This window comes from Pseudomonas sp. 22526 (assembly GCF_052044735.1).
Lineage (GTDB): Bacteria > Pseudomonadota > Gammaproteobacteria > Pseudomonadales > Pseudomonadaceae > Aquipseudomonas > Aquipseudomonas piscium.
Genome location: NZ_JBQENK010000010.1, coordinates 146,025 through 165,014 on the forward strand (window position 1 = coordinate 146,025; position 18,990 = coordinate 165,014).

The following is an 18,990-nucleotide window of genomic DNA, read 5'->3' on the forward strand; positions in this document are numbered from 1 at the left end:
GGTTTCTCTCCTAGATGACTGCCGCGCAAATCAGCGTGATGCCGCGGGCTTGAATCTGGTCGCGGGCCTCTGCAGGCAGGCGATCATCGGTAATAAGGGTATGGACGCTGCTCCAGGGCAGCTCCAGGTTGGGAATCTTGCGGCCGATCTTGTCGGCCTCGACCATCACCACGACTTCCCGCGCCACCTCGGCCATCACCCGGCTCAGGCCGAGCAACTCGTTGAAGGTGGTGGTCCCGCGCACCAGGTCGATGCCGTCGGCACCGATAAACAGCTGGTCGAAGTCGTAGGAACGCAATACCTGCTCGGCAACCTGTCCCTGGAAGGACTCGGAATGAGGGTCCCAGGTACCGCCGGTCATCAACAGCACCGGCTCGTGCTCCAGTTCGCTCAGGGCATTGGCCACATGCAGCGAGTTGGTCATCACCACCAGGCCCGGCTGCTGGCCGAGTTCGGGAATCATCGCCGCGGTGGTACTGCCGCTGTCGATGATGATGCGTGCGTGTTCGCGAATCCGCGCCACCGCCGCGCGGGCGATGGCTTGTTTGTAGCGGGACACCGGCTGGCCGATATCGCTGACCAGTTCCTGCGGCATGGTGATGGCGCCGCCGTAGCGCCGCAGCAACAGGCCGTTGCTCTCCAGGGCCGCCAGGTCCTTACGGATCGTAACTTCCGAAGTTTCGAAGCGTTTAGCCAGCTCGTCCACACTCACTTCACCCTGTTCATTGAGCAAGGCGAGAATATTGTGGCGTCGTTGGGGTGTGTTGCGTTTCGACATGAGCACTTAAGTTTCGATTCGAAAGATAACGGAAGCAATCAAAACCTATTGGCGAATCGCCGTCAAGCCGGCGCAAGAAAAAAATCTGTGGATAAAAAGCATCGCGGGCAAGCCTCGCTCCTACAGAGGGAACGAAGCTTGCCCGCGAAAGCAATCTCGAGAGCACCGACCACTGCGTTGTGGATAACTCAGCTCTTCTTGATTTTCACCGGGCGTTTCCAGCCGTCGATGTTCTTCTGGCGGGCACGGGCCACGGCCAGCTGGGCTTTTTCCACAGTCTGGTTGATGGTGGAACCAGCCGCCGTGGTCGCGCCATCCTGGATATCCACAGGCGCCACCAAGGAGTTGTTGGAACCGATGAATACGTCTTCGCCCAGCACTGTCCGATGCTTGTTGGCGCCATCGTAGTTACAGGTGATGGTGCCAGCGCCGATATTGCTGCGCGCACCGATCTCGGCATCGCCCAGGTAGGCCAGGTGACCGGCCTTGGCGCCCTCGCCCATGCGTGCGTTCTTCAACTCGACGAAGTTACCCACATGGGCACGGGCTTCAAGGATGGTGCCCGGACGCAGGCGAGCGAACGGACCGGCATCGCTGCCCTCGCCCAGTACCGCACCTTCGATGTGGCTGTTGGCCTTGATCACCACACCCTTGCGCAGGGTACTGTCCTTGATCACGCAGTTCGGGCCGATCACCACGTCGTCCTCGATGACCACGCGGCCTTCGAGAATCACGTTGATGTCGATCAGCACGTCGCGGCCGACGCTGACTTCACCGCGCACGTCGAAACGCGCGGGATCGCGCAGGGTCACGCCCTGAGCCATCAGGCGGCGGGCCGCCCGCAGCTGGTAATGACGCTCCAGCTCAGCCAGCTGCTTGCGATCGTTGGCGCCCTGCACTTCCATGGCGTCGTGGGGTTGCTCGGTGGCCACCGCCAGGCCATCGCTGACCGCCATGGCGATCACGTCGGTCAGGTAATACTCGCCCTGGGCGTTGTTGTTCGACAGCCGGCTCATCCAGTCGCCCAGGCGATTGGCCGGTACCGCGAGAATGCCGGTGTTGCCTTCGGTGATCGCGCGCTGGGCTTCGTTGGTGTCCTTCTGCTCGACAATGGCGGCTACCTTGCCGGCAGCGTCACGCACGATGCGGCCGTAACCGGTCGGATCGGCCAGCTCGACGGTCAGCAGGCCCAGTTGCTCAGGGCCTGCCTGCTTGAGCAGGCGTTGCAGGGTTTCCACCTCGATCAGCGGCACATCGCCGTACAGGATCAGCACGGTGTCGGCGGTGATGAAAGGCACAGCCTGGGCCACGGCATGGCCGGTGCCAAGCTGTTTGTCCTGCAGCACGAAATTCAGGTCATCCGCCGCCAGGCGCTCACGCACCGCATCAGCGCCATGACCGATGACGACATGGATGCGTTGTGGATCGAGTTGCCGGGCGCTGTGGATAACATGTCCAAGCATGGAGTTGCCCGCCACCGGGTGCAGCACCTTAGGCAACGACGAACGCATGCGGGTGCCTTGACCGGCAGCGAGAATAACGATTTCGAGAGACATGACTGGCTACCAATCCTGGGTGGTCGGCGGCTGCGACCAAGAGGTGAATTACAAAAAAGAAAAAAGGGTAGCCGAGGCTACCCTTTTTAATCAATCACGCGGAAATCCCGCGGCTTAGCCGCCGAACTTCTTGCGGATCTGCTGGACGGTGCGCAGCTGGGCTGCGGCCTCGGCCAGACGTGCAGCAGCGGCACCGTAGTCGAACTCCGAGCCTTTTTCATGCAAGGCCTTCTCGGCAGCCTTGACGGCTTCCTGAGCGGAGGCTTCGTCCAGGTCGGCAGCACGCTGCACGGTGTCGGCAAGAACCTTGACCATGTTCGGCTGAACCTCGAGGAAACCGCCGGAGATGTAGAACACCTCGGCTTCCCCGCCCTGTTTGATCAAGCGGATCGGACCTGGTTTCAGGTTAGTGATCAGCGGAGCGTGACCCAGGGCGATACCAAGATCCCCCAGCTCACCGTGTGCGATCACCATCTCGACCAGACCGGAGAAGATTTCTCCTTCCGCGCTGACGATATCGCAATGGACTGTCATAGCCATCTGCTTGCCTCAACCTAAATTAGCGCCCGTTGCCGGGCGCCGGGATTACAGTTTCTTGGCTTTCTCGATCGCTTCTTCGATGCCGCCGACCATGTAGAACGCTTGTTCTGGCAGGTGGTCGTAGTCACCGTTGAGGATGCCTTTGAAGCCAGCGATGGTGTCTTTCAGGGAAACGTATTTGCCTGGAGAACCAGTGAAGACTTCAGCCACGAAGAACGGCTGCGACAGGAAGCGCTGGATCTTACGAGCGCGGGATACCAGTTGCTTGTCGGCTTCGGACAGTTCGTCCATACCCAGGATCGCAATGATGTCCTTCAGCTCTTTGTAGCGCTGCAGCACGTACTGAACGCCGCGAGCGGTCTCGTAGTGCTCGTTGCCGATCACGTTCGGGTCCAGCTGACGGGAAGTCGAGTCCAGTGGATCTACCGCTGGGTAGATACCCAGGGAAGCGATGTCACGGGACAGTACGACGGTGGCGTCCAAGTGGGCGAAGGTGGTCGCTGGCGACGGGTCGGTCAAGTCGTCCGCAGGTACGTATACCGCTTGGATCGAGGTGATCGAGCCTTGCTTGGTCGAAGTGATACGTTCTTGCAGAACGCCCATCTCTTCAGCCAGGGTCGGCTGGTAACCTACTGCCGAAGGCATACGGCCCAGCAGTGCGGATACTTCGGTACCGGCCAGGGTGTAACGATAGATGTTGTCGACGAACAGCAGAACGTCGTTACCTTCGTCACGGAACTTCTCGGCCATGGTCAGGCCGGTCAGAGCTACGCGCAGACGGTTTCCCGGCGGCTCGTTCATCTGGCCGTATACCAGTGCCACTTTGTCCAGAACGTTGGAATCCTTCATCTCGTGGTAGAAGTCGTTACCCTCACGAGTACGCTCACCCACACCGGCGAACACGGAATAACCGCTGTGCTCGATGGCGATGTTACGGATCAGTTCCATCATGTTTACGGTTTTGCCCACACCGGCACCACCGAACAGACCGACTTTACCGCCCTTGGCGAACGGGCAGACCAGGTCGATAACCTTGATGCCGGTTTCCAGCAGGTCGTTGCCGCCAGCTTGTTCAGCGAAGGTCGGCGCAGGACGGTGAATGCCCCAACGCTCTTCTTCGCCGATCGGGCCAGCTTCGTCGATCGGGTTGCCCAGTACGTCCATGATCCGGCCCAGGGTCGCTTTACCGACCGGTACGGAGATGGCTGCGCCAGTGTTGTTGACGTCCAGACCGCGCTTCAAGCCCTCGGTGGAGCCCATCGCAATGGTACGTACCACACCGTCGCCCAGCTGCTGCTGAACTTCCAGAGTGGTTTCGGCGCCTTGAACCTTCAAGGCGTCGTAGATGCTCGGTACGCTGTCGCGTGGAAATTCCACGTCGATAACGGCGCCGATGATTTGAACGATACGTCCGCTACTCATAGCTGGATCCTCTGAATATTTGAACCGTTAAACCGCGGCAGCGCCGCCGACGATTTCCGAGATCTCTTGGGTGATCGCAGCCTGACGCGCCTTGTTGTAGATCAGCTGCAAATCGCTGATCAAATCACCGGCGTTGTCGGTAGCGTTCTTCATCGCGATCATCCGCGCAGCTTGTTCAGCCGCGTTGTTCTCGACCACCGCCTGGTAGACCTGCGACTCCACGTAGCGAACCATCAAGCCGTCAAGCAGCTCTTTGGCGTCCGGTTCGTAGAGATAGTCCCAGTGGTGCTTGAGTTCTTGATCCGGGGTTGCCACCAGCGGAATCAACTGCTCCACCGTAGGCTGTTGCGTCATGGTGTTGATGAACTTGTTGGACACCACGGACAGGCGGTCAATCCGGCCGTCCAGGTAGGCATCCAGCATCACCTTGACGCTGCCGATCAGATCATTGATCGACGGCTCTTCACCCAGGTGGCTGATTGCAGCGACGACGTTACCGCCGAAGTTACGGAAGAAAGCCGCACCTTTGCTGCCAACCACGCACAGATCGATCTCGACGCCATTTTCGCGGTTTACCGCCATGTCCTTGACCAAAGCCTTGAACAGGTTGGTATTCAAACCACCGCACAGACCACGGTCACTGCTCACCACGATATAACCGGCGCGCTTGATTGCACGGTCGATCATGAACGGGTGGCGATATTCCGGGTTGGCGTTGGCCAGATGACCAATAACCTGGCGGATGCGCTCCGCGTAAGGACGGCTAGCAGCCATGCGCATTTGTGCCTTGCGCATTTTGCTGACCGCCACTTTTTCCATGGCGCTGGTAATCTTTTGCGTGCTTTTGATGCTCGCAATCTTACTGCGAATCTCTTTTGCGCCTGCCATGTAACACCTATCAGGTTAGCAAGCGGGAGCCTCGCGGCCCCCGCTGCGGCTTACCAGGTTTGGGTGGCCTTGAACTTCTCGATACCGGCTTTCAGGCCAGCGTCGATTTCGTCATTGAAGTCACCCTTCACGTTGATCTTCGCCATCAAATCGGCGTGATCGCGGTTGAAGTAAGCAATCAGCGCTTGTTCGAAGCTGCCGATCTTGGCGATTTCGACGTCAGTCAGGAACCCACGTTCAGCGGCATACAGCGACAGCGACATGTCAGCGATGGACATAGGCGCGTATTGCTTCTGCTTCATCAGCTCGGTAACGCGCTGACCGTGTTCAAGTTGCTTACGGGTCGCTTCGTCCAGGTCAGAAGCGAACTGGGCGAATGCCGCCAGTTCACGGTACTGAGCCAGAGCGGTACGGATACCACCGGACAGCTTCTTGATGATCTTGGTCTGAGCGGCACCACCCACACGGGATACCGAAACACCGGCGTTCACTGCCGGACGGATGCCGGAGTTGAACATGGCCGATTCCAGGAAGATCTGACCGTCGGTGATGGAAATCACGTTGGTCGGAACGAACGCGGAAACGTCGCCAGCCTGGGTTTCGATGATCGGCAGTGCGGTCAGGGAACCGGTCTTGCCAGTTACCGCGCCGTTGGTGAACTTCTCTACGTACTCTTCCGAAACGCGGGATGCGCGCTCCAGCAGACGGGAGTGGAGATAGAACACGTCGCCTGGGTAAGCTTCACGGCCTGGTGGACGGCGCAGCAGCAGGGAAATCTGGCGGTAAGCCACTGCTTGCTTGGACAGATCGTCATAAACGATCAGCGCGTCTTCACCGCGGTCGCGGAAGTATTCGCCCATGGTGCAACCGGAGTACGGTGCCAGGAATTGCAGGGCAGCGGATTCGGAAGCACTGGCAGCCACGATGATGGTGTTGGCCAGAGCGCCGTTTTCTTCCAGCTTGCGAACAACGTTGGCGATGGTCGATTGCTTCTGACCAACTGCTACGTATACGCAGAAGATGCCGCTGTCTTTCTGGTTGATGATCGCGTCGATCGCCAGAGCGGTCTTACCGATCTGACGGTCACCGATGATCAGCTCACGCTGGCCACGGCCGACTGGGATCATGGCATCGACAGCCTTGTAGCCAGTCTGTACAGGCTGGTCTACCGACTTACGCCAGATCACGCCTGGAGCAACTTTCTCGACCGCGTCGGTCTCGGTGTTGTTCAGCGGACCTTTGCCGTCAACTGGGTTACCCAGTGCGTCGACTACGCGACCCAGCAGTTCCTTACCAACCGGAACTTCGAGGATGCGGCCGGTGCACTTGGCGCTCATGCCTTCAGCCAGAGTCGTGTATGCGCCCAGTACAACGGCACCTACGGAGTCTTGCTCGAGGTTGAGTGCCATACCGTAGACACCGCCCGGAAACTCGATCATCTCGCCGTACATGACGTCGGCCAGACCGTGAATCCGCACGATACCGTCAGAAACGCTGACGACAGTGCCTTCGTTACGGGCTTGAGAGGTCACATCGAGCTTTTCGATGCGGCCCTTGATAATTTCACTTATTTCGGAAGGATTGAGTTGCTGCATTGCTCTGCTGCCCCTTCAAACTCAAGATTTCAATGCTTCGGCAAGTTTCGCGATTTTGCCGCGAATCGAGCCATCGATAACCAGGTCGCCGGCGCGGATGACGACACCACCAATCAGGGCAGCGTCCTCCGCAACTTGCAGGCGCACTTCCCGGTCGAGTCGTGCACTGAGAACCTTGGCGAGTTTGTCTTGCTGTTCTTGGTTCAACGCAAAAGCACTGGTGACTTCCACGTCTACCGACTTCTCTTGCTCGGCCTTGTACAGGTCGAACAGAGCGGCGATCTCCGGCAGAAGCAGGAGACGGTCGTTTTCGGCAACGACGTGGATGAAATTCTGTGCCTTGGCATCGAACTTGTCGCCGCACACGTCGATAAACGTGGCGGCCTTGTCTGCGCTCGTCAGTCGCGGGGCCTTGAGCACGCGCCGCATGGTGTCGTCTTGCGACACCGCTGCAGCCAGGCCGAGCATGGCTGACCAAGAGGCCAGCTGCTGGTGGGCCTGAGCGTGCTCGAAGGCCGCCTTAGCGTAAGGTCGGGCCAACGTGGTCAGTTCTGCCATGATCGCCCTCGCTTAAATTTCAGCAGCCAGTTTGTTAACCAGCTCCGCGTGCGCGTTTTGATCGATTGTGGCACCCAGGATCTTCTCGGCGCCGCCAACGGCCAGCACACCCAGTTGGGCACGCAGCGCGTCTTTGACACTGTTCAGTTCCTGCTCGATCTCGGCCTGAGCCTGAACCTTCACACGGTCAGCGTCGACACGGGCTTTTTCAACAGCCTCTTCGACGATCTGGTTACCGCGTTTCTTGGCTTGCTCAATGATTTCGGCTGCCTGAGCTTTTGCTTCGCGCAGTTGCTGACCCGCTTTCTCTTGGGCCAGTTCCAGGTCGCGAGCTGCTCGGCTGGCAGCGTCCAGTCCATCCGCGATCTTCTTCTGACGTTCGTGCAAAGCCGCGATGACCGGAGGCCACACGAACTTCATGCAAAACAGTACAAAAATGAAGAACGCAACGGACTGGCCAATCAGGGTTGCATTAATGTTCACGCCAACACCTCGCTCGTTCGTTGTCCATCACACCAATCAACTCGAAAATTCGAGTGATTAGCCAGCGAGTTGACCAACGAAGGGGTTCGCGAAGGTGAAGAACAGAGCGATACCAACGCCGATCATGGTTACGGCGTCGAGCAGGCCGGCAACGATGAACATTTTAACTTGCAGCATTGGAACCATTTCTGGCTGACGCGCAGCGCCTTCCAGGAACTTGCCGCCCAACAGGCCGAAACCAATTGCGGTACCCAGTGCGCCCAGGCCGATCAACAGTGCAACAGCGATAGCGGTTAGACCAACTACAGTTTCCATCTTTCCTCCCGACTTTTACGTCGTATGGTTTAGGTTTTTTAGATTAAAGCGGTAAAACAAATCGTTTCATCGTGCCCTATACGGGCCCCCTCCCGTTTGACCGGGAGGGACATCAGACTAGTCGAGACCGGTCTTAATGGTTCTCTTCGTGCGCCATCGACAGGTAGACGATGGTCAGCATCATGAAGATAAACGCTTGCAGGGTGATGATCAGGATGTGGAACACAGCCCACGCCCATTGCAGCACCACGCCCAGGCCGCTGAGCCAGAGCAGGCCGCTGCCGAACATCACGGCGATCAGGATGAACACCAGTTCGCCAGCGTACATGTTGCCGAACAGACGCAGTGCCAGGGAGATTGGCTTGGCGATCAGCGTCACGAATTCAAGCAGGAAGTTCACCGGAATCAGCAGCGCCTGAATGAAGATGTTCTTGCTGCCGAACGGGTGCAGGGTCAGTTCGCCGATGAAGCCGCCGATGCCCTTGATCTTGATGCTGTAGAAAATGATCAGCGCAAACACCGAGAAGGCCATGGCCAGCGTGGCGTTCGGGTCGGTAGTCGATACGGCACGGAAAGGAATGTGCGCATCGCCGGAGATCAGGATGGCCAGCTGAGGAATCCAGTCGACCGGGATCAGGTCGATGGCGTTCATCAGGAACACCCAGACGAAGATGGTCAGTGCCAGCGGTGCAATCACTGGGCTACGGCCATGGAAGCTGTCTTTCACGCTGCCATCGACAAACTGGACCAATACTTCAACGAAGTTCTGCAAAGCACCTGGCTGACCGGAAGTTGCCTTCTTGGCCGCCATGCGGAAAAGAAGAACGAAGATCAGACCCAACGCCACAGACCAGCCGAGAGTATCGACGTGGAATGCCCAGAAGCCCATTTCTTTGGCTTCTGCTGCGGTGTGGGCAAAGCCCCAGCCGCCATTAGGTAGCTGACCGAAGGTCAGGTTCTGCAAGTGGTGCTGGATATAGCCCGAAGCGGTTGTTTCTGCCATGGTTGCCTCAAACGCCCTAAGGTCTCGAAAGTCTTGTTCTCATAAGCAGGGGAGCGAACCAGCTGACCAGTTGGGTCAACACGAAGACGCCGAATACAGCTAGCGGCGCCAATGGCTTCACACCTGCGAACGTCAATGCAAAGAGCACTGCCGTCAAAATCAGTTTGCCCGCCTCGCCGGCATAAAAAGACCGAACGATGGCTTGAGCTGCTCGGGCGCCGGAAAACCGAAATGCCCTGTGAGCGAAATACACATTGGGTAGCAAGGCTATCAGTCCCCCGCAAAGGCCTGAGTATCCGGCTACGACTCCATGCCATTGCCAGAGCGCCAAGGCGGCCAGCAGTAAAACGACCAATTGAGCCAATAAAACCGGGAAAACCGCCAAGCGATGGAACGGCAAGCGGTTTGGCGTGCGGGTTTCCATCACTCTTGCTCCTCATGGGTCGGCTGCCAGAATTCAATAACTTGGCATAATTTGTGCCGACAAAATGCGCGCAGAGTATAGGGGCGGTTCAGCCCCTATTCAACTGCCGGGTAGTGATTTCCGACTGCACGCTACATGAGGAAATGTTTCAGCGGATGTGTGCAAGGACACCCTGGAGCTCATCGAGGGAGTTATACCCGATGACCAACTGACCTTTCCCTTTCTTTCCGTGACGAATCTGCACCGCAGAGCCTAGGCGCTCGGCCAGGCGTTGCTCCAGGCGCGCGATATCCGGGTCGGGTTTGACAGGTTCGGCAGGCTGCTGTTTGCCACTCAACCACTGGCGAACCAGGGCTTCAGTCTGGCGTACGGTGAGGCCACGTGCGACAACGTGTCGCGCCCCTTCAACCTGTTGATTTTCCGGCAAACCCAGCAAGGCACGGGCATGACCCATTTCCAGGTCGCCGTGGGACAGCATGGTCTTGATCACTTCAGGCAAAGCGATCAGGCGCAACAGGTTGGCGACGGTGACGCGGGACTTACCCACAGCCTCGGCAACCTGCTGCTGAGTCAGCTGGAATTCCTGCTGCAGACGCTGCAGGGCAACCGCTTCCTCGATGGGATTGAGATCTTCGCGCTGGATATTCTCGATCAGCGCCATGGCGATGGCGGTTTCGTCCGGCACATCGCGGACCATAGCCGGGATGGTTTCCTGGCCCGCCTGCTGGCTGGCGCGCCAGCGACGCTCGCCGGCGATGATTTCAAAACGGCCGGAACCGATCGGACGCACCACGATCGGCTGCATCACGCCCTGAGTCTTGATCGAGCTCGCCAGTTCCTCCAGCGCCTGTGGGTCCATGTCCCGGCGCGGCTGATACTTGCCGCGCTGGATCAGGTCCAGTGGCAGATGCTGCAGCTCACGCACATCGGCTTGAACCGCTTGTTCTTCCAGTGCGCTGACAGTCGGACCACTCAACAGTGCATCCAGTCCACGTCCGAGACCTCGTTTCTTGACGGCCATGGGGATTCCTTAAGTTGGCTGGGCAGCGGCTGCGCGTGAATTTTTCCGTTGCCGACGAACCATCTCGCCAGCGAGGGCCAGATAGGCGATGGCACCGCGGGACTGCTTGTCGTAGGCCAACGCCGGCATGCCATAACTGGGGGCTTCCGCCAGACGGATGTTGCGTGGGATCACCGTGTCGTACAGCTGATCGCCGAAGTGTTCCTTGAGCTGCGCGGACACATCGTTCATCAGGCTCAGGCGCGGGTCGTACATGGTCCGCAGCAGGCCTTCGACCTTGAGGTTCGGATTGAGCAATTCGGAGATGCGCTTGATGTTATCCACAAGGTCGCTCAACCCTTCGAGTGCGAAGTACTCGCACTGCATGGGGATAATCACCCCATCGGCGGCGACCAGGGCGTTGAGCGTGAGCATCGACAGCGACGGCGGGCAGTCGATCAGAATGTAATCGTAGTTTTCCCGGATCGGCGCCAGGGCGCTGCGCAGACGGCTTTCCTTCATCTGCATTTCCAGCAGAACGACTTCCGCGGCGGTCAGGTCGCGGTTCGCCGGCAGCAGTTGATAACCGCCGTGCTCGGAGTAGTGCATGGCCTGGGCCAGATCGCATTCGCCGATCAGCAGGTCGTAGACCGAATTTTCCAGGCCGTGTTTATCCACACCGCTACCCATGGTGGCGTTGCCCTGTGGATCGAGATCGATCAACAGCACCCGGCGCTTGGTAGCAACCAGCGATGCTGCGAGGTTGATGCAGGTGGTGGTCTTGCCCACACCACCTTTCTGGTTCGCTATCGCGAATACCTTAGCCATTCTTGCTTGTGTTCCCAATCATGCCGTGCGGCGCAGTATCAGCAGATGGCGTTGGCCTTGGCAACCGGGTACGGCCAGGGCGTGTTCGCTATCGAGGTGGAAGTCTGCCGGCAATGCTACCAGCTCATCGGCGGGATGAACGCCCTTCATTGCCAGCCAACGTGTATCGCGGTCGCCGAGGTGGCGAGTCCAGTTGGTGAAGTTCTCCATGCTGCTGAACGCCCGGGAAATGATCCCGTTGAATGGCTGCTGCGGCTGGAAAGCTTCGACCCGACTGTGGATAACATTCAGGTTATCCAGCTTCAGTTCCAGTTTGACCTGGGTCAGGAAGCGGGTTTTCTTGCCATTGCTGTCCAGGCAGGTCACTTGCGAATCCGGAAACAGGATAGCCAATGGAATACCCGGCATCCCGCCGCCACTGCCAACGTCCAGCCAGCGGCCGTTTTCGATGAACGACATCACGCTCAGGCTATCGAGCAGATGACGCGAGACCATTTCATCCGGATCGCGCACGGCGGTCAGGTTGTAAGCCTTGTTCCATTTGATCAACAGGGCCAGATAACCCAGCAGCAATTCGTGCTGGGCTTCTGTCAGGTTGACACCGAGTTGGCGAGCACCTGTGGATAACTCTTCTGCATGTTGCGAGGTGACCTGCGAACTCAAGCGCTTTGCTCCAACTGACGGCCCGCGCCGCGTTTTTTCAAGTGAATCATCAACAGGGAAATCGCCGCCGGGGTAACTCCCGGGATCCGCGAAGCCTGGCCCAGGGTTTCAGGACGAGTGGCGCCGAGCTTGCTCTGGATCTCTTTCGAGAGGCCGGAGATGTTGCTGTAGTCGATATCCACAGGCAGCTTGGTGTCTTCGCTGGCCCGCAGACGAGCGATTTCGTCCTGCTGGCGATCGATGTAACCGGCGTACTTGGTCTTGATCTCGACCTGTTCGGCGACCTGTGGATCTTCTGCGCCCTGCCCAGTCACTTCGACCAGACCAGCGTAGTCGATTTCCGGACGGCTCAGCAGATTCAGCAAGTTGTATTCGTGGGTCAGCGGCGTGCCAAACTTTTCGGCGATCGCATCGCCTTGTTCGGTACCCGGACGAACCCAGGTGCTTTTCAGGCGCTGCTCTTCCAGGGCAATGCCTTCGCGCTTTTTGCAGAACGCAGCCCAACGGACATCGTCGACCAGACCCAGTTCCCGACCTTTTTCGGTCAGGCGCAGGTCGGCGTTGTCTTCGCGCAGGATCAGGCGATATTCGGCACGGGATGTGAACATCCGATACGGTTCCTGGGTGCCCAGGGTAATCAGGTCGTCCACCAGCACACCGATGTAGGCCTCGTCGCGACGCGGGCACCAGCTGTCTTTGCCCTGCGCGCGCAATGCGGCGTTGGCGCCGGCGAGCAAACCCTGGGCGCCGGCTTCTTCGTAGCCGGTGGTGCCGTTGATCTGGCCGGCAAAGAACAGGCCGCCGATCACTTTGGTTTCCAGGCTGTACTTCAGGTCGCGCGGATCGAAGTAGTCGTACTCGATGGCGTAGCCGGGACGCACGATATGGGCGTTTTCCATACCGCGGATCGATTGCACGATCTGCAACTGCACATCGAACGGCAAGGATGTGGATATCCCGTTCGGGTACAGCTCGTGAGTGGTCAAGCCTTCTGGCTCGATGAAGACCTGATGGCTTTCCTTGTCGGCAAAGCGATGGATCTTGTCTTCGATCGATGGGCAGTAGCGCGGGCCGATCCCCTCGATCACCCCGGAATACATCGGCGAACGATCAAGGTTGGAAGCAATGATCTCGTGGGTACGAGCATTGGTATGGGTGATCCAGCAGCTGACCTGGCGCGGATGCTGCTCTTTCGAGCCCAGGAACGACATCACCGGAATCGGCGTATCGCCCGGTTGTTCGGTCATCACCGAGAAATCCACGGAACGGCCATCGATGCGCGGCGGCGTGCCGGTTTTCAGGCGGCCGACACGCAGCGGCAGTTCACGCAGACGATGGGCCAGGGCAATCGAAGGTGGATCGCCGGCGCGGCCGCCGGAATAGTTCTGCATCCCGATGTGGATAAGTCCACCGAGGAAGGTGCCAGTGGTCAACACCACGGATTCGGCGAAGAAACGCAGGCCCATCTGGGTCACTACGCCGCGAACCTGGTCCTGCTCGACGATCAGGTCATCGGCCGCCTGTTGAAATATCCACAGGTTCGGCTGGTTTTCCAGGATTTCGCGGACAGCGGCCTTGTACAGGATACGGTCGGCCTGGGCGCGAGTAGCGCGCACGGCCGGGCCTTTGCGGCTGTTCAACACCCGAAACTGAATACCACCTTTATCGGTAGCCATGGCCATCGCGCCGCCGAGGGCATCGATTTCTTTGACCAGATGACTTTTACCGATCCCGCCAATCGCGGGATTGCAGCTCATCGCTCCGAGGGTTTCCACGTTGTGCGTCAGCAACAGGGTTTTTGCCCCCATGCGTGCTGATGCAAGTGCTGCCTCGGTACCGGCATGACCGCCGCCGATGACGATCACTTCAAAACGGGAAGGGAAATCCACCACGCACCTCGTGCCTGCTTATATGGGTAAAAAAGGATGGGTTCTTGGGATAACGGACAAGTATAGGGTCTTCGCCCTTCCTAAAGAACCCTTTGCACAAAATTTAACCAGCTTGTGGATGACTCGCGGACAAAAGAAATTAAAAAGAAAGAAATTTATAAAATCTTTGTTTTTATGTTTATTCTTAGGCACCGACCTATCTGTGGATAGATTCATGCAGCCCTTTATTTTCAATGTGTACAGAGATTCAAAAGTCTGTGGTTAGGTGGCCACGAGGCCCTTGGATAACCGCTGTAAGCCTGTGGATTAAAGTGGTGCTTATCCACAGAGCGGGTTTTCCTCAGTTTTGAGGCCCTGTTATCAACTGAGCCTGAGGGCAGTTATTCACAGGGCTTAATCCACAGAAAAAAGGCTCAGACGACCAAAGGGCGCCCACGAGAAATCCACCGAAGCGCTCGATGGCGCCCGGCAAACTCGGAAATGATGGGAAGTACGGGGGATTGCAGGAGCGGGTTTGCCCGTGATGCCGGCGGAACACCGCCATTGAGCATCACGAGCAAGCGAGCCGTCGAACGGCTGCTCCTTGTAGGGGGATGGGGTTATTTACCGATGCAGAAGCTGGAGAAGATCCGGCCCAGCAGGTCGTCCGAGCTGAAAGCGCCAGTAATTTCTCCCAGGGATTGCTGGGCTTGGCGCAGGTCTTCAGCCAGCAGCTCGCCGGCTCCGGCCAGGGTCAATTGCGAACGGCCATGTTCAAGCGCGTCACTGGCGTGGTGCAGGGCTTCCAGGTGACGCCTGCGTGCGCTGAAGCTGCTTTCGGATGTCTGCTCGTAACCCATGCAGGCCTTGAGGTGTTCACGCAGCAGTTCCAGGCCCTCGCCTCCCGCCTTGGCACTGAGGCTGATCGTCACATGGCCATCGTCGCTGACCTCCAGGGCGATCGCTTCGCTGGTCAGGTCGGCCTTGTTGCGGATCAGCGTGACTTTCGCCGGATCCGGCCGCTGTTCCAGGAATTCCGGCCACAGGGCGAAGGGGTCCAGCGCTTCCGGTGCCGTGGCGTCGACCACCAGCAATACGCGGTCGGCCTCGCCAATAGCCTTGAGGGCACGTTCCACACCGATCTTTTCCACCTGGTCCTCGGTATCGCGCAGCCCCGCGGTATCCACAACGTGCAACGGCATGCCGTCGATGTGGATATGTTCGCGCAGCACATCCCGAGTAGTGCCGGCGATCTCGGTGACAATGGCCGCTTCGCGCCCGGCCAGGGCATTGAGCAGGCTGGACTTGCCGGCATTGGGTCGGCCAGCAATGACCACAGTCATACCGTCACGCAACAAGGCACCCTGCCCGGCTTCGCGGACTACAGTGGATAACTCGTCGCGCACTGCATCAAGCATCTGCAGGACGTGGCCATCGGCCAGGAAGTCGATTTCTTCCTCGGGAAAATCGATGGCCGCCTCGACGTAGATACGCAGTGCGATCAATTGTTCGGTCAGGTTATGCACACGCTTGGAGAACGCTCCCTGCAAAGAGCGCAGTGCGTTGCGCGCGGCCTGTGCGGAACTGGCTTCGATAAGGTCGGCGATGGCTTCGGCCTGGGCCAGGTCGAGCTTGTCATTGAGGAACGCGCGCTCGCTGAATTCCCCCGGCCGGGCCAGGCGACAGCCCAGCTGCAGGCAACGCTGCAGCAACATATCCAGGACGATCGGGCCGCCATGGCCCTGAAGTTCCAGCACATCTTCGCCGGTAAAGGAGTTCGGCCCCGGGAAATACAGGGCGATCCCCTCGTCCAGGACCTCGTCCCGATCGCTGAAAAACGGCCCGTAATGGGCATAACGCGGTTTCAACTCGCGGCCGCTGATGGCCTTGGCGGCAACGCTGGCCAGCGGTCCGGAAATACGCACGATGCCCACACCACCACGCCCCTGGGCAGTGGCTACGGCTGCGATGGTTTCACGAGGGACATTCATAACCCGCTCCAGACATAAAGAGGCAGACAAAAGTGACAGATAGCAAAACGCCCCACTAGGGGGCGTTTTGAGTGGTTATCCACAGAGTAGGTCAGGCAGCTGCTTTCTTGGTAGCGGCTTCGATCTTACGTGTGATGTACCACTGTTGGGCGATCGACAGGCAGTTGTTCACAACCCAGTACAGCACCAGACCCGCCGGGAACCACAGGAAGAAGAAGGTGAAGATGATTGGCATCATTTTCATCACCTTGGCCTGCATCGGATCCGGAGGAGTCGGGTTCAGCTGCTGCTGGATGAACATGGTGGCGCCCATGATGATCGGCAGGATGAAGAACGGATCCTTGATCGACAGGTCGGTAATCCACAGCATGAACGGCGCCTGGCGCATTTCCACGCTTTCCAGGAGTACCCAGTACAAGGACAGGAACACCGGCATCTGCACGAGGATTGGCAAGCAACCACCCAGCGGATTGATCTTCTCTTTCTTGTACAGCTCCATCATGGCTTGCGACATTTTCTGCCGGTCGTCGCCATATTGCTCTTTCAGAGCCGCCAGTTTCGGCGCCACTGCACGCATGCGCGCCATGGATTTGTAGCTGGCCGCCGACAGCGGGAAGAAGATCCCCTTGATCAGCATGGTCAGGAAGATGATCGACCAGCCCCAGTTACCCACAATGCTGTGGATATGTTGCAGCAGCCAGAAGATCGGCTGGGCAATGAACCACAGAATGCCGTAGTCGACGGTCAGTTCCAGGCCTGGAGACAACTCTTTCAGTACGGCCTGGCTTTTCGGACCGGCGTACAGAGTGGCGGTGGTTTCAGCCTTGGCACCTGGTGCAACGGTCAGCGCCGGGCCAGTGAAACCGATGATGTAGTTGCCTTGGTTGTCCTTGCGGGTCTGCACCACGTTGCTTTCGTTCTTCGCCGGGATCCAGGCGGTCACGAAGTAGTGTTGCAGCCAGGCAACCCAGCCACCTTGCACGGTTTCTTTCAGCGAGCCCTTGTCGATATCTTTCATCGACACTTTTTTGTACGGCTCGGAACTTGTCCACAGGGCGGCGCCCAGGTAAGTCGCGGTGCCGGTGGCGGTGCTGGAAGAAGGATCGGAGCTGGCGTCGCGTTTGAGCTGGGCAAACAGGTTGCCAGTCCAGGCCTTGTCGCTGGTGTTGTCGATCAGATAGGTGACTTTCAGATCGTACAGACCGCGGGTAAAGGTGAAACGCTTGATGTAGTTGACGCCGGCGTCGCTGAATTTCAGGTCGACATTCAGCTGGTTCTGGCCGTCAGCCAGTTGATAAGTCTTTTTCTCGGCCGAATAAACCGGGCGCCCTGCAGGGCGAGCATCCGGACCGTTGACTCCGGTCAGGCCGCTTTGCGCCAGATAAGTACGTTCGCCACCGTTATCGAACAGTTGGAACGGAATTTCCGGATGGTCCTGGCGACGTGGATACAGCGGCAGCTTCAGCTGGGCGATATCACCACCTTGAGGATCGATAGCCAGATCGAGCACATCCGTTTTTACCTGGATGAGGTCTTTGCTTGCCGCTACCGGAGTTTCGGTAGGGGTGCTGGTATCGGTATTCGCGCTGGGTACATCGGCACTGGCGGAAGCATTGTTACCAACAGGCGTATCCGGTAGAGCCGGGGTGGCGGTGTTGGCAGCAACATTCTGAGTCGGCAGGGCAGCCTGGCCATAATCCTGGTTCCACTTAAGAACCATGACGTAGGACACGATTGCCAGGGCGACGATCAGGATCGTGCGTTTAATATCCATGATTACTCGGCCATCGAAGAAGAACGGGAGGTAGGGATAGGTGGAACCGGGTCATAACCACCGGGATTCCACGGATGACAGCGACCTAAACGACGAAAGGTCAGCCAGCCACCGCGCAGAAGGCCATGATTTTCGATGGCTTCATACGCGTAGCAGGAACAGCTGGGGTAGAAACGACAGTGACTGGCCATCAGAGGACTAATGGCATAGCGGTAAAACTGGATCGGAACGAGTGCCAGTTTACGCATTCGGGCTGTCTACCCCTACAGTTTCGGTTTTGACTGCTGGTGCCGGCTTGTTACGGGCCAGACGCTTCCAGAGCTTGTCGAAATGCTGAATCAATTCGGGGTTTTCTACATCGCCCAAACCTTTGCGCGCGACGATAACGATGTCCCAGCCGACCAGAGAATCCTGGTTCAGGCGAAACGATTCGCGCATCAGACGTTTGAGGCGATTGCGCTCAACGGAGAGCTTGACGCTCTTTTTTCCGATAACCAGCCCCAGACGGGGATGATCCAGATCGTTGTTGCGCGCAAGGAGCAGGAGATTTTTCCCCGGAACCTTGCCGGTAGGGGAGTCAAAGACTGCCTTGAAATGCCGGGGGGTAAGCAGACGCTTTTCCCGACTGAAGTCCTGACTCACCTCCAGTGCCGGAGTATCAAACTGCCAGACGCGCACGACCTTTGGCGCGACGACGCGACAGGACGGCACGACCGTTCTTGGTAGCCATGCGAGCACGGAAACCGTGGGTACGAGCGCGTTTGATAGTGCTTGGTTGGAAAGTACGTTTCATTGTCGTGTTACCTGGTTCGTCCACAACGGGCCGGAATGGCCCCCGTTTTAAGAGATCGGCGATTCTAGAGAAAGCAAGCCTCTAGGTCAATTTCCAACCAGCTTTTCCTTTATCTGGGTATGTCCGCCTCCGAGGCTGAAGAACCGGTCAGCCAGATATAAAAATAAAGAAGGGAATTATTTAAAGCTTTTCTGTAAAGCTTATAAAGGCTAGGGACGCCCCTATCTGTGGATAACTACATTCAGCCCTTATAAGACGTGCTGTACAGAGAATGACAACACTGTCGAGAAACGGTGTTCTGCCTGTGCTGCGCTATCGGAAAAGCTGTGTGTGGAAAGGTGAGTTATCCACAAGCGGGTTATCCACCGATTTTCGCCCCCAGTTGTACAATGCCCTCAGGCGTGGTTATCCACAGAGCTTATGCACATACCATTGGTCGTGTTTTTTCGGGATAAAGCGTTGATTCATAGCGTCCTGTGATCAACCTACATGTGGATAAGTGTGCGTCTGG

General features: G+C 58.0%; 20 protein-coding genes. All 20 read right to left on the minus strand.

Features of this window, described 5'->3' with window-relative positions:
* Positions 1 to 10 precede the first annotated feature (10 nt).
* Entirely contained in the window at positions 11 to 778 is a 768-nt protein-coding gene (locus tag ACTJKT_RS17135; RefSeq protein WP_081363134.1) for a DeoR/GlpR family DNA-binding transcription regulator, read from the minus strand.
* 188 nt (positions 779 to 966) lie between these two features.
* Complete coding sequence (gene glmU / locus ACTJKT_RS17140) at positions 967 to 2,334, minus strand: bifunctional UDP-N-acetylglucosamine diphosphorylase/glucosamine-1-phosphate N-acetyltransferase GlmU (protein ID WP_440787900.1); 1,368 nt, start codon at positions 2,332 to 2,334, stop codon at positions 967 to 969.
* A 114-nt stretch (positions 2,335 to 2,448) separates the two neighbouring features.
* Positions 2,449 to 2,874, minus strand: coding sequence for a F0F1 ATP synthase subunit epsilon (locus ACTJKT_RS17145; protein WP_025806881.1), 426 nt, complete (start codon positions 2,872 to 2,874; stop codon positions 2,449 to 2,451).
* A gap of 45 nt (positions 2,875 to 2,919) precedes the next feature.
* Positions 2,920 to 4,296, minus strand: coding sequence for a F0F1 ATP synthase subunit beta (gene atpD / locus ACTJKT_RS17150; RefSeq protein WP_009041461.1), 1,377 nt, complete (start codon positions 4,294 to 4,296; stop codon positions 2,920 to 2,922).
* Between the two features lie 27 nt (positions 4,297 to 4,323).
* Positions 4,324 to 5,184 (minus strand): F0F1 ATP synthase subunit gamma, encoded by an 861-nt coding sequence (gene atpG / locus ACTJKT_RS17155; protein ID WP_025806880.1) that lies wholly within the window; start codon positions 5,182 to 5,184, stop codon positions 4,324 to 4,326.
* Between the two features lie 50 nt (positions 5,185 to 5,234).
* The gene (gene atpA, locus ACTJKT_RS17160) at positions 5,235 to 6,779 is read right to left on the minus strand and encodes a F0F1 ATP synthase subunit alpha (RefSeq protein ID WP_009051698.1); all 1,545 of its coding nucleotides are present in this window, start codon (positions 6,777 to 6,779) and stop codon (positions 5,235 to 5,237) included.
* Between the two features lie 21 nt (positions 6,780 to 6,800).
* Positions 6,801 to 7,337 carry a F0F1 ATP synthase subunit delta gene (locus ACTJKT_RS17165; protein ID WP_007924505.1) on the minus strand — a complete coding sequence of 179 codons (537 nt, stop codon included), beginning with the start codon at positions 7,335 to 7,337 and terminating at the stop codon, positions 6,801 to 6,803.
* A gap of 12 nt (positions 7,338 to 7,349) precedes the next feature.
* The gene (locus tag ACTJKT_RS17170; protein ID WP_007924504.1) at positions 7,350 to 7,820 is read right to left on the minus strand and encodes a F0F1 ATP synthase subunit B; all 471 of its coding nucleotides are present in this window, start codon (positions 7,818 to 7,820) and stop codon (positions 7,350 to 7,352) included.
* Between the two features lie 57 nt (positions 7,821 to 7,877).
* On the minus strand, positions 7,878 to 8,135 hold the full coding sequence (atpE, locus tag ACTJKT_RS17175; protein ID WP_002555987.1) for a F0F1 ATP synthase subunit C: 258 nt from the start codon (positions 8,133 to 8,135) through the stop codon (positions 7,878 to 7,880).
* 133 nt (positions 8,136 to 8,268) lie between these two features.
* Positions 8,269 to 9,138 (minus strand): F0F1 ATP synthase subunit A, encoded by an 870-nt coding sequence (gene atpB, locus ACTJKT_RS17180; RefSeq protein ID WP_025806879.1) that lies wholly within the window; start codon positions 9,136 to 9,138, stop codon positions 8,269 to 8,271.
* 16 nt (positions 9,139 to 9,154) lie between these two features.
* Positions 9,155 to 9,562, minus strand: coding sequence for a F0F1 ATP synthase subunit I (locus ACTJKT_RS17185; protein WP_016703952.1), 408 nt, complete (start codon positions 9,560 to 9,562; stop codon positions 9,155 to 9,157).
* A 148-nt stretch (positions 9,563 to 9,710) separates the two neighbouring features.
* A complete protein-coding gene (locus ACTJKT_RS17190; protein ID WP_102676302.1) occupies positions 9,711 to 10,583 on the minus strand; it encodes a ParB/RepB/Spo0J family partition protein in 873 nt (290 codons plus the stop codon).
* Between the two features lie 9 nt (positions 10,584 to 10,592).
* Positions 10,593 to 11,390 (minus strand): ParA family protein, encoded by a 798-nt coding sequence (locus ACTJKT_RS17195; RefSeq protein ID WP_009051700.1) that lies wholly within the window; start codon positions 11,388 to 11,390, stop codon positions 10,593 to 10,595.
* 18 nt (positions 11,391 to 11,408) lie between these two features.
* Complete coding sequence (gene rsmG, locus ACTJKT_RS17200) at positions 11,409 to 12,053, minus strand: 16S rRNA (guanine(527)-N(7))-methyltransferase RsmG (RefSeq protein WP_009051701.1); 645 nt, start codon at positions 12,051 to 12,053, stop codon at positions 11,409 to 11,411.
* Entirely contained in the window at positions 12,050 to 13,942 is a 1,893-nt protein-coding gene (gene mnmG / locus ACTJKT_RS17205; protein WP_025806877.1) for a tRNA uridine-5-carboxymethylaminomethyl(34) synthesis enzyme MnmG, read from the minus strand. Before mnmG ends, rsmG begins: the two co-directional genes overlap by 4 nt.
* A gap of 599 nt (positions 13,943 to 14,541) precedes the next feature.
* Positions 14,542 to 15,912 (minus strand): tRNA uridine-5-carboxymethylaminomethyl(34) synthesis GTPase MnmE, encoded by a 1,371-nt coding sequence (gene mnmE, locus ACTJKT_RS17210; protein ID WP_440787906.1) that lies wholly within the window; start codon positions 15,910 to 15,912, stop codon positions 14,542 to 14,544.
* Positions 15,913 to 16,003: 91 nt separating this feature from the next.
* Positions 16,004 to 17,686, minus strand: a complete 1,683-nt coding sequence (gene yidC, locus ACTJKT_RS17215; RefSeq protein ID WP_440787908.1) for a membrane protein insertase YidC — start codon at positions 17,684 to 17,686, stop codon at positions 16,004 to 16,006.
* A gap of 2 nt (positions 17,687 to 17,688) precedes the next feature.
* Positions 17,689 to 17,934: a membrane protein insertion efficiency factor YidD gene (gene yidD / locus ACTJKT_RS17220; protein WP_010465488.1), complete on the minus strand. Its 246-nt coding sequence runs from the start codon at positions 17,932 to 17,934 to the stop codon at positions 17,689 to 17,691.
* Positions 17,927 to 18,328 (minus strand): ribonuclease P protein component, encoded by a 402-nt coding sequence (gene rnpA / locus ACTJKT_RS17225; RefSeq protein ID WP_025806875.1) that lies wholly within the window; start codon positions 18,326 to 18,328, stop codon positions 17,927 to 17,929. Before rnpA ends, yidD begins: the two co-directional genes overlap by 8 nt.
* A 16-nt stretch (positions 18,329 to 18,344) precedes the next feature.
* The gene (rpmH, locus tag ACTJKT_RS17230; RefSeq protein WP_003213577.1) at positions 18,345 to 18,479 is read right to left on the minus strand and encodes a 50S ribosomal protein L34; all 135 of its coding nucleotides are present in this window, start codon (positions 18,477 to 18,479) and stop codon (positions 18,345 to 18,347) included.
* Between the last annotated feature and the right edge of the window lie 511 nt (positions 18,480 to 18,990).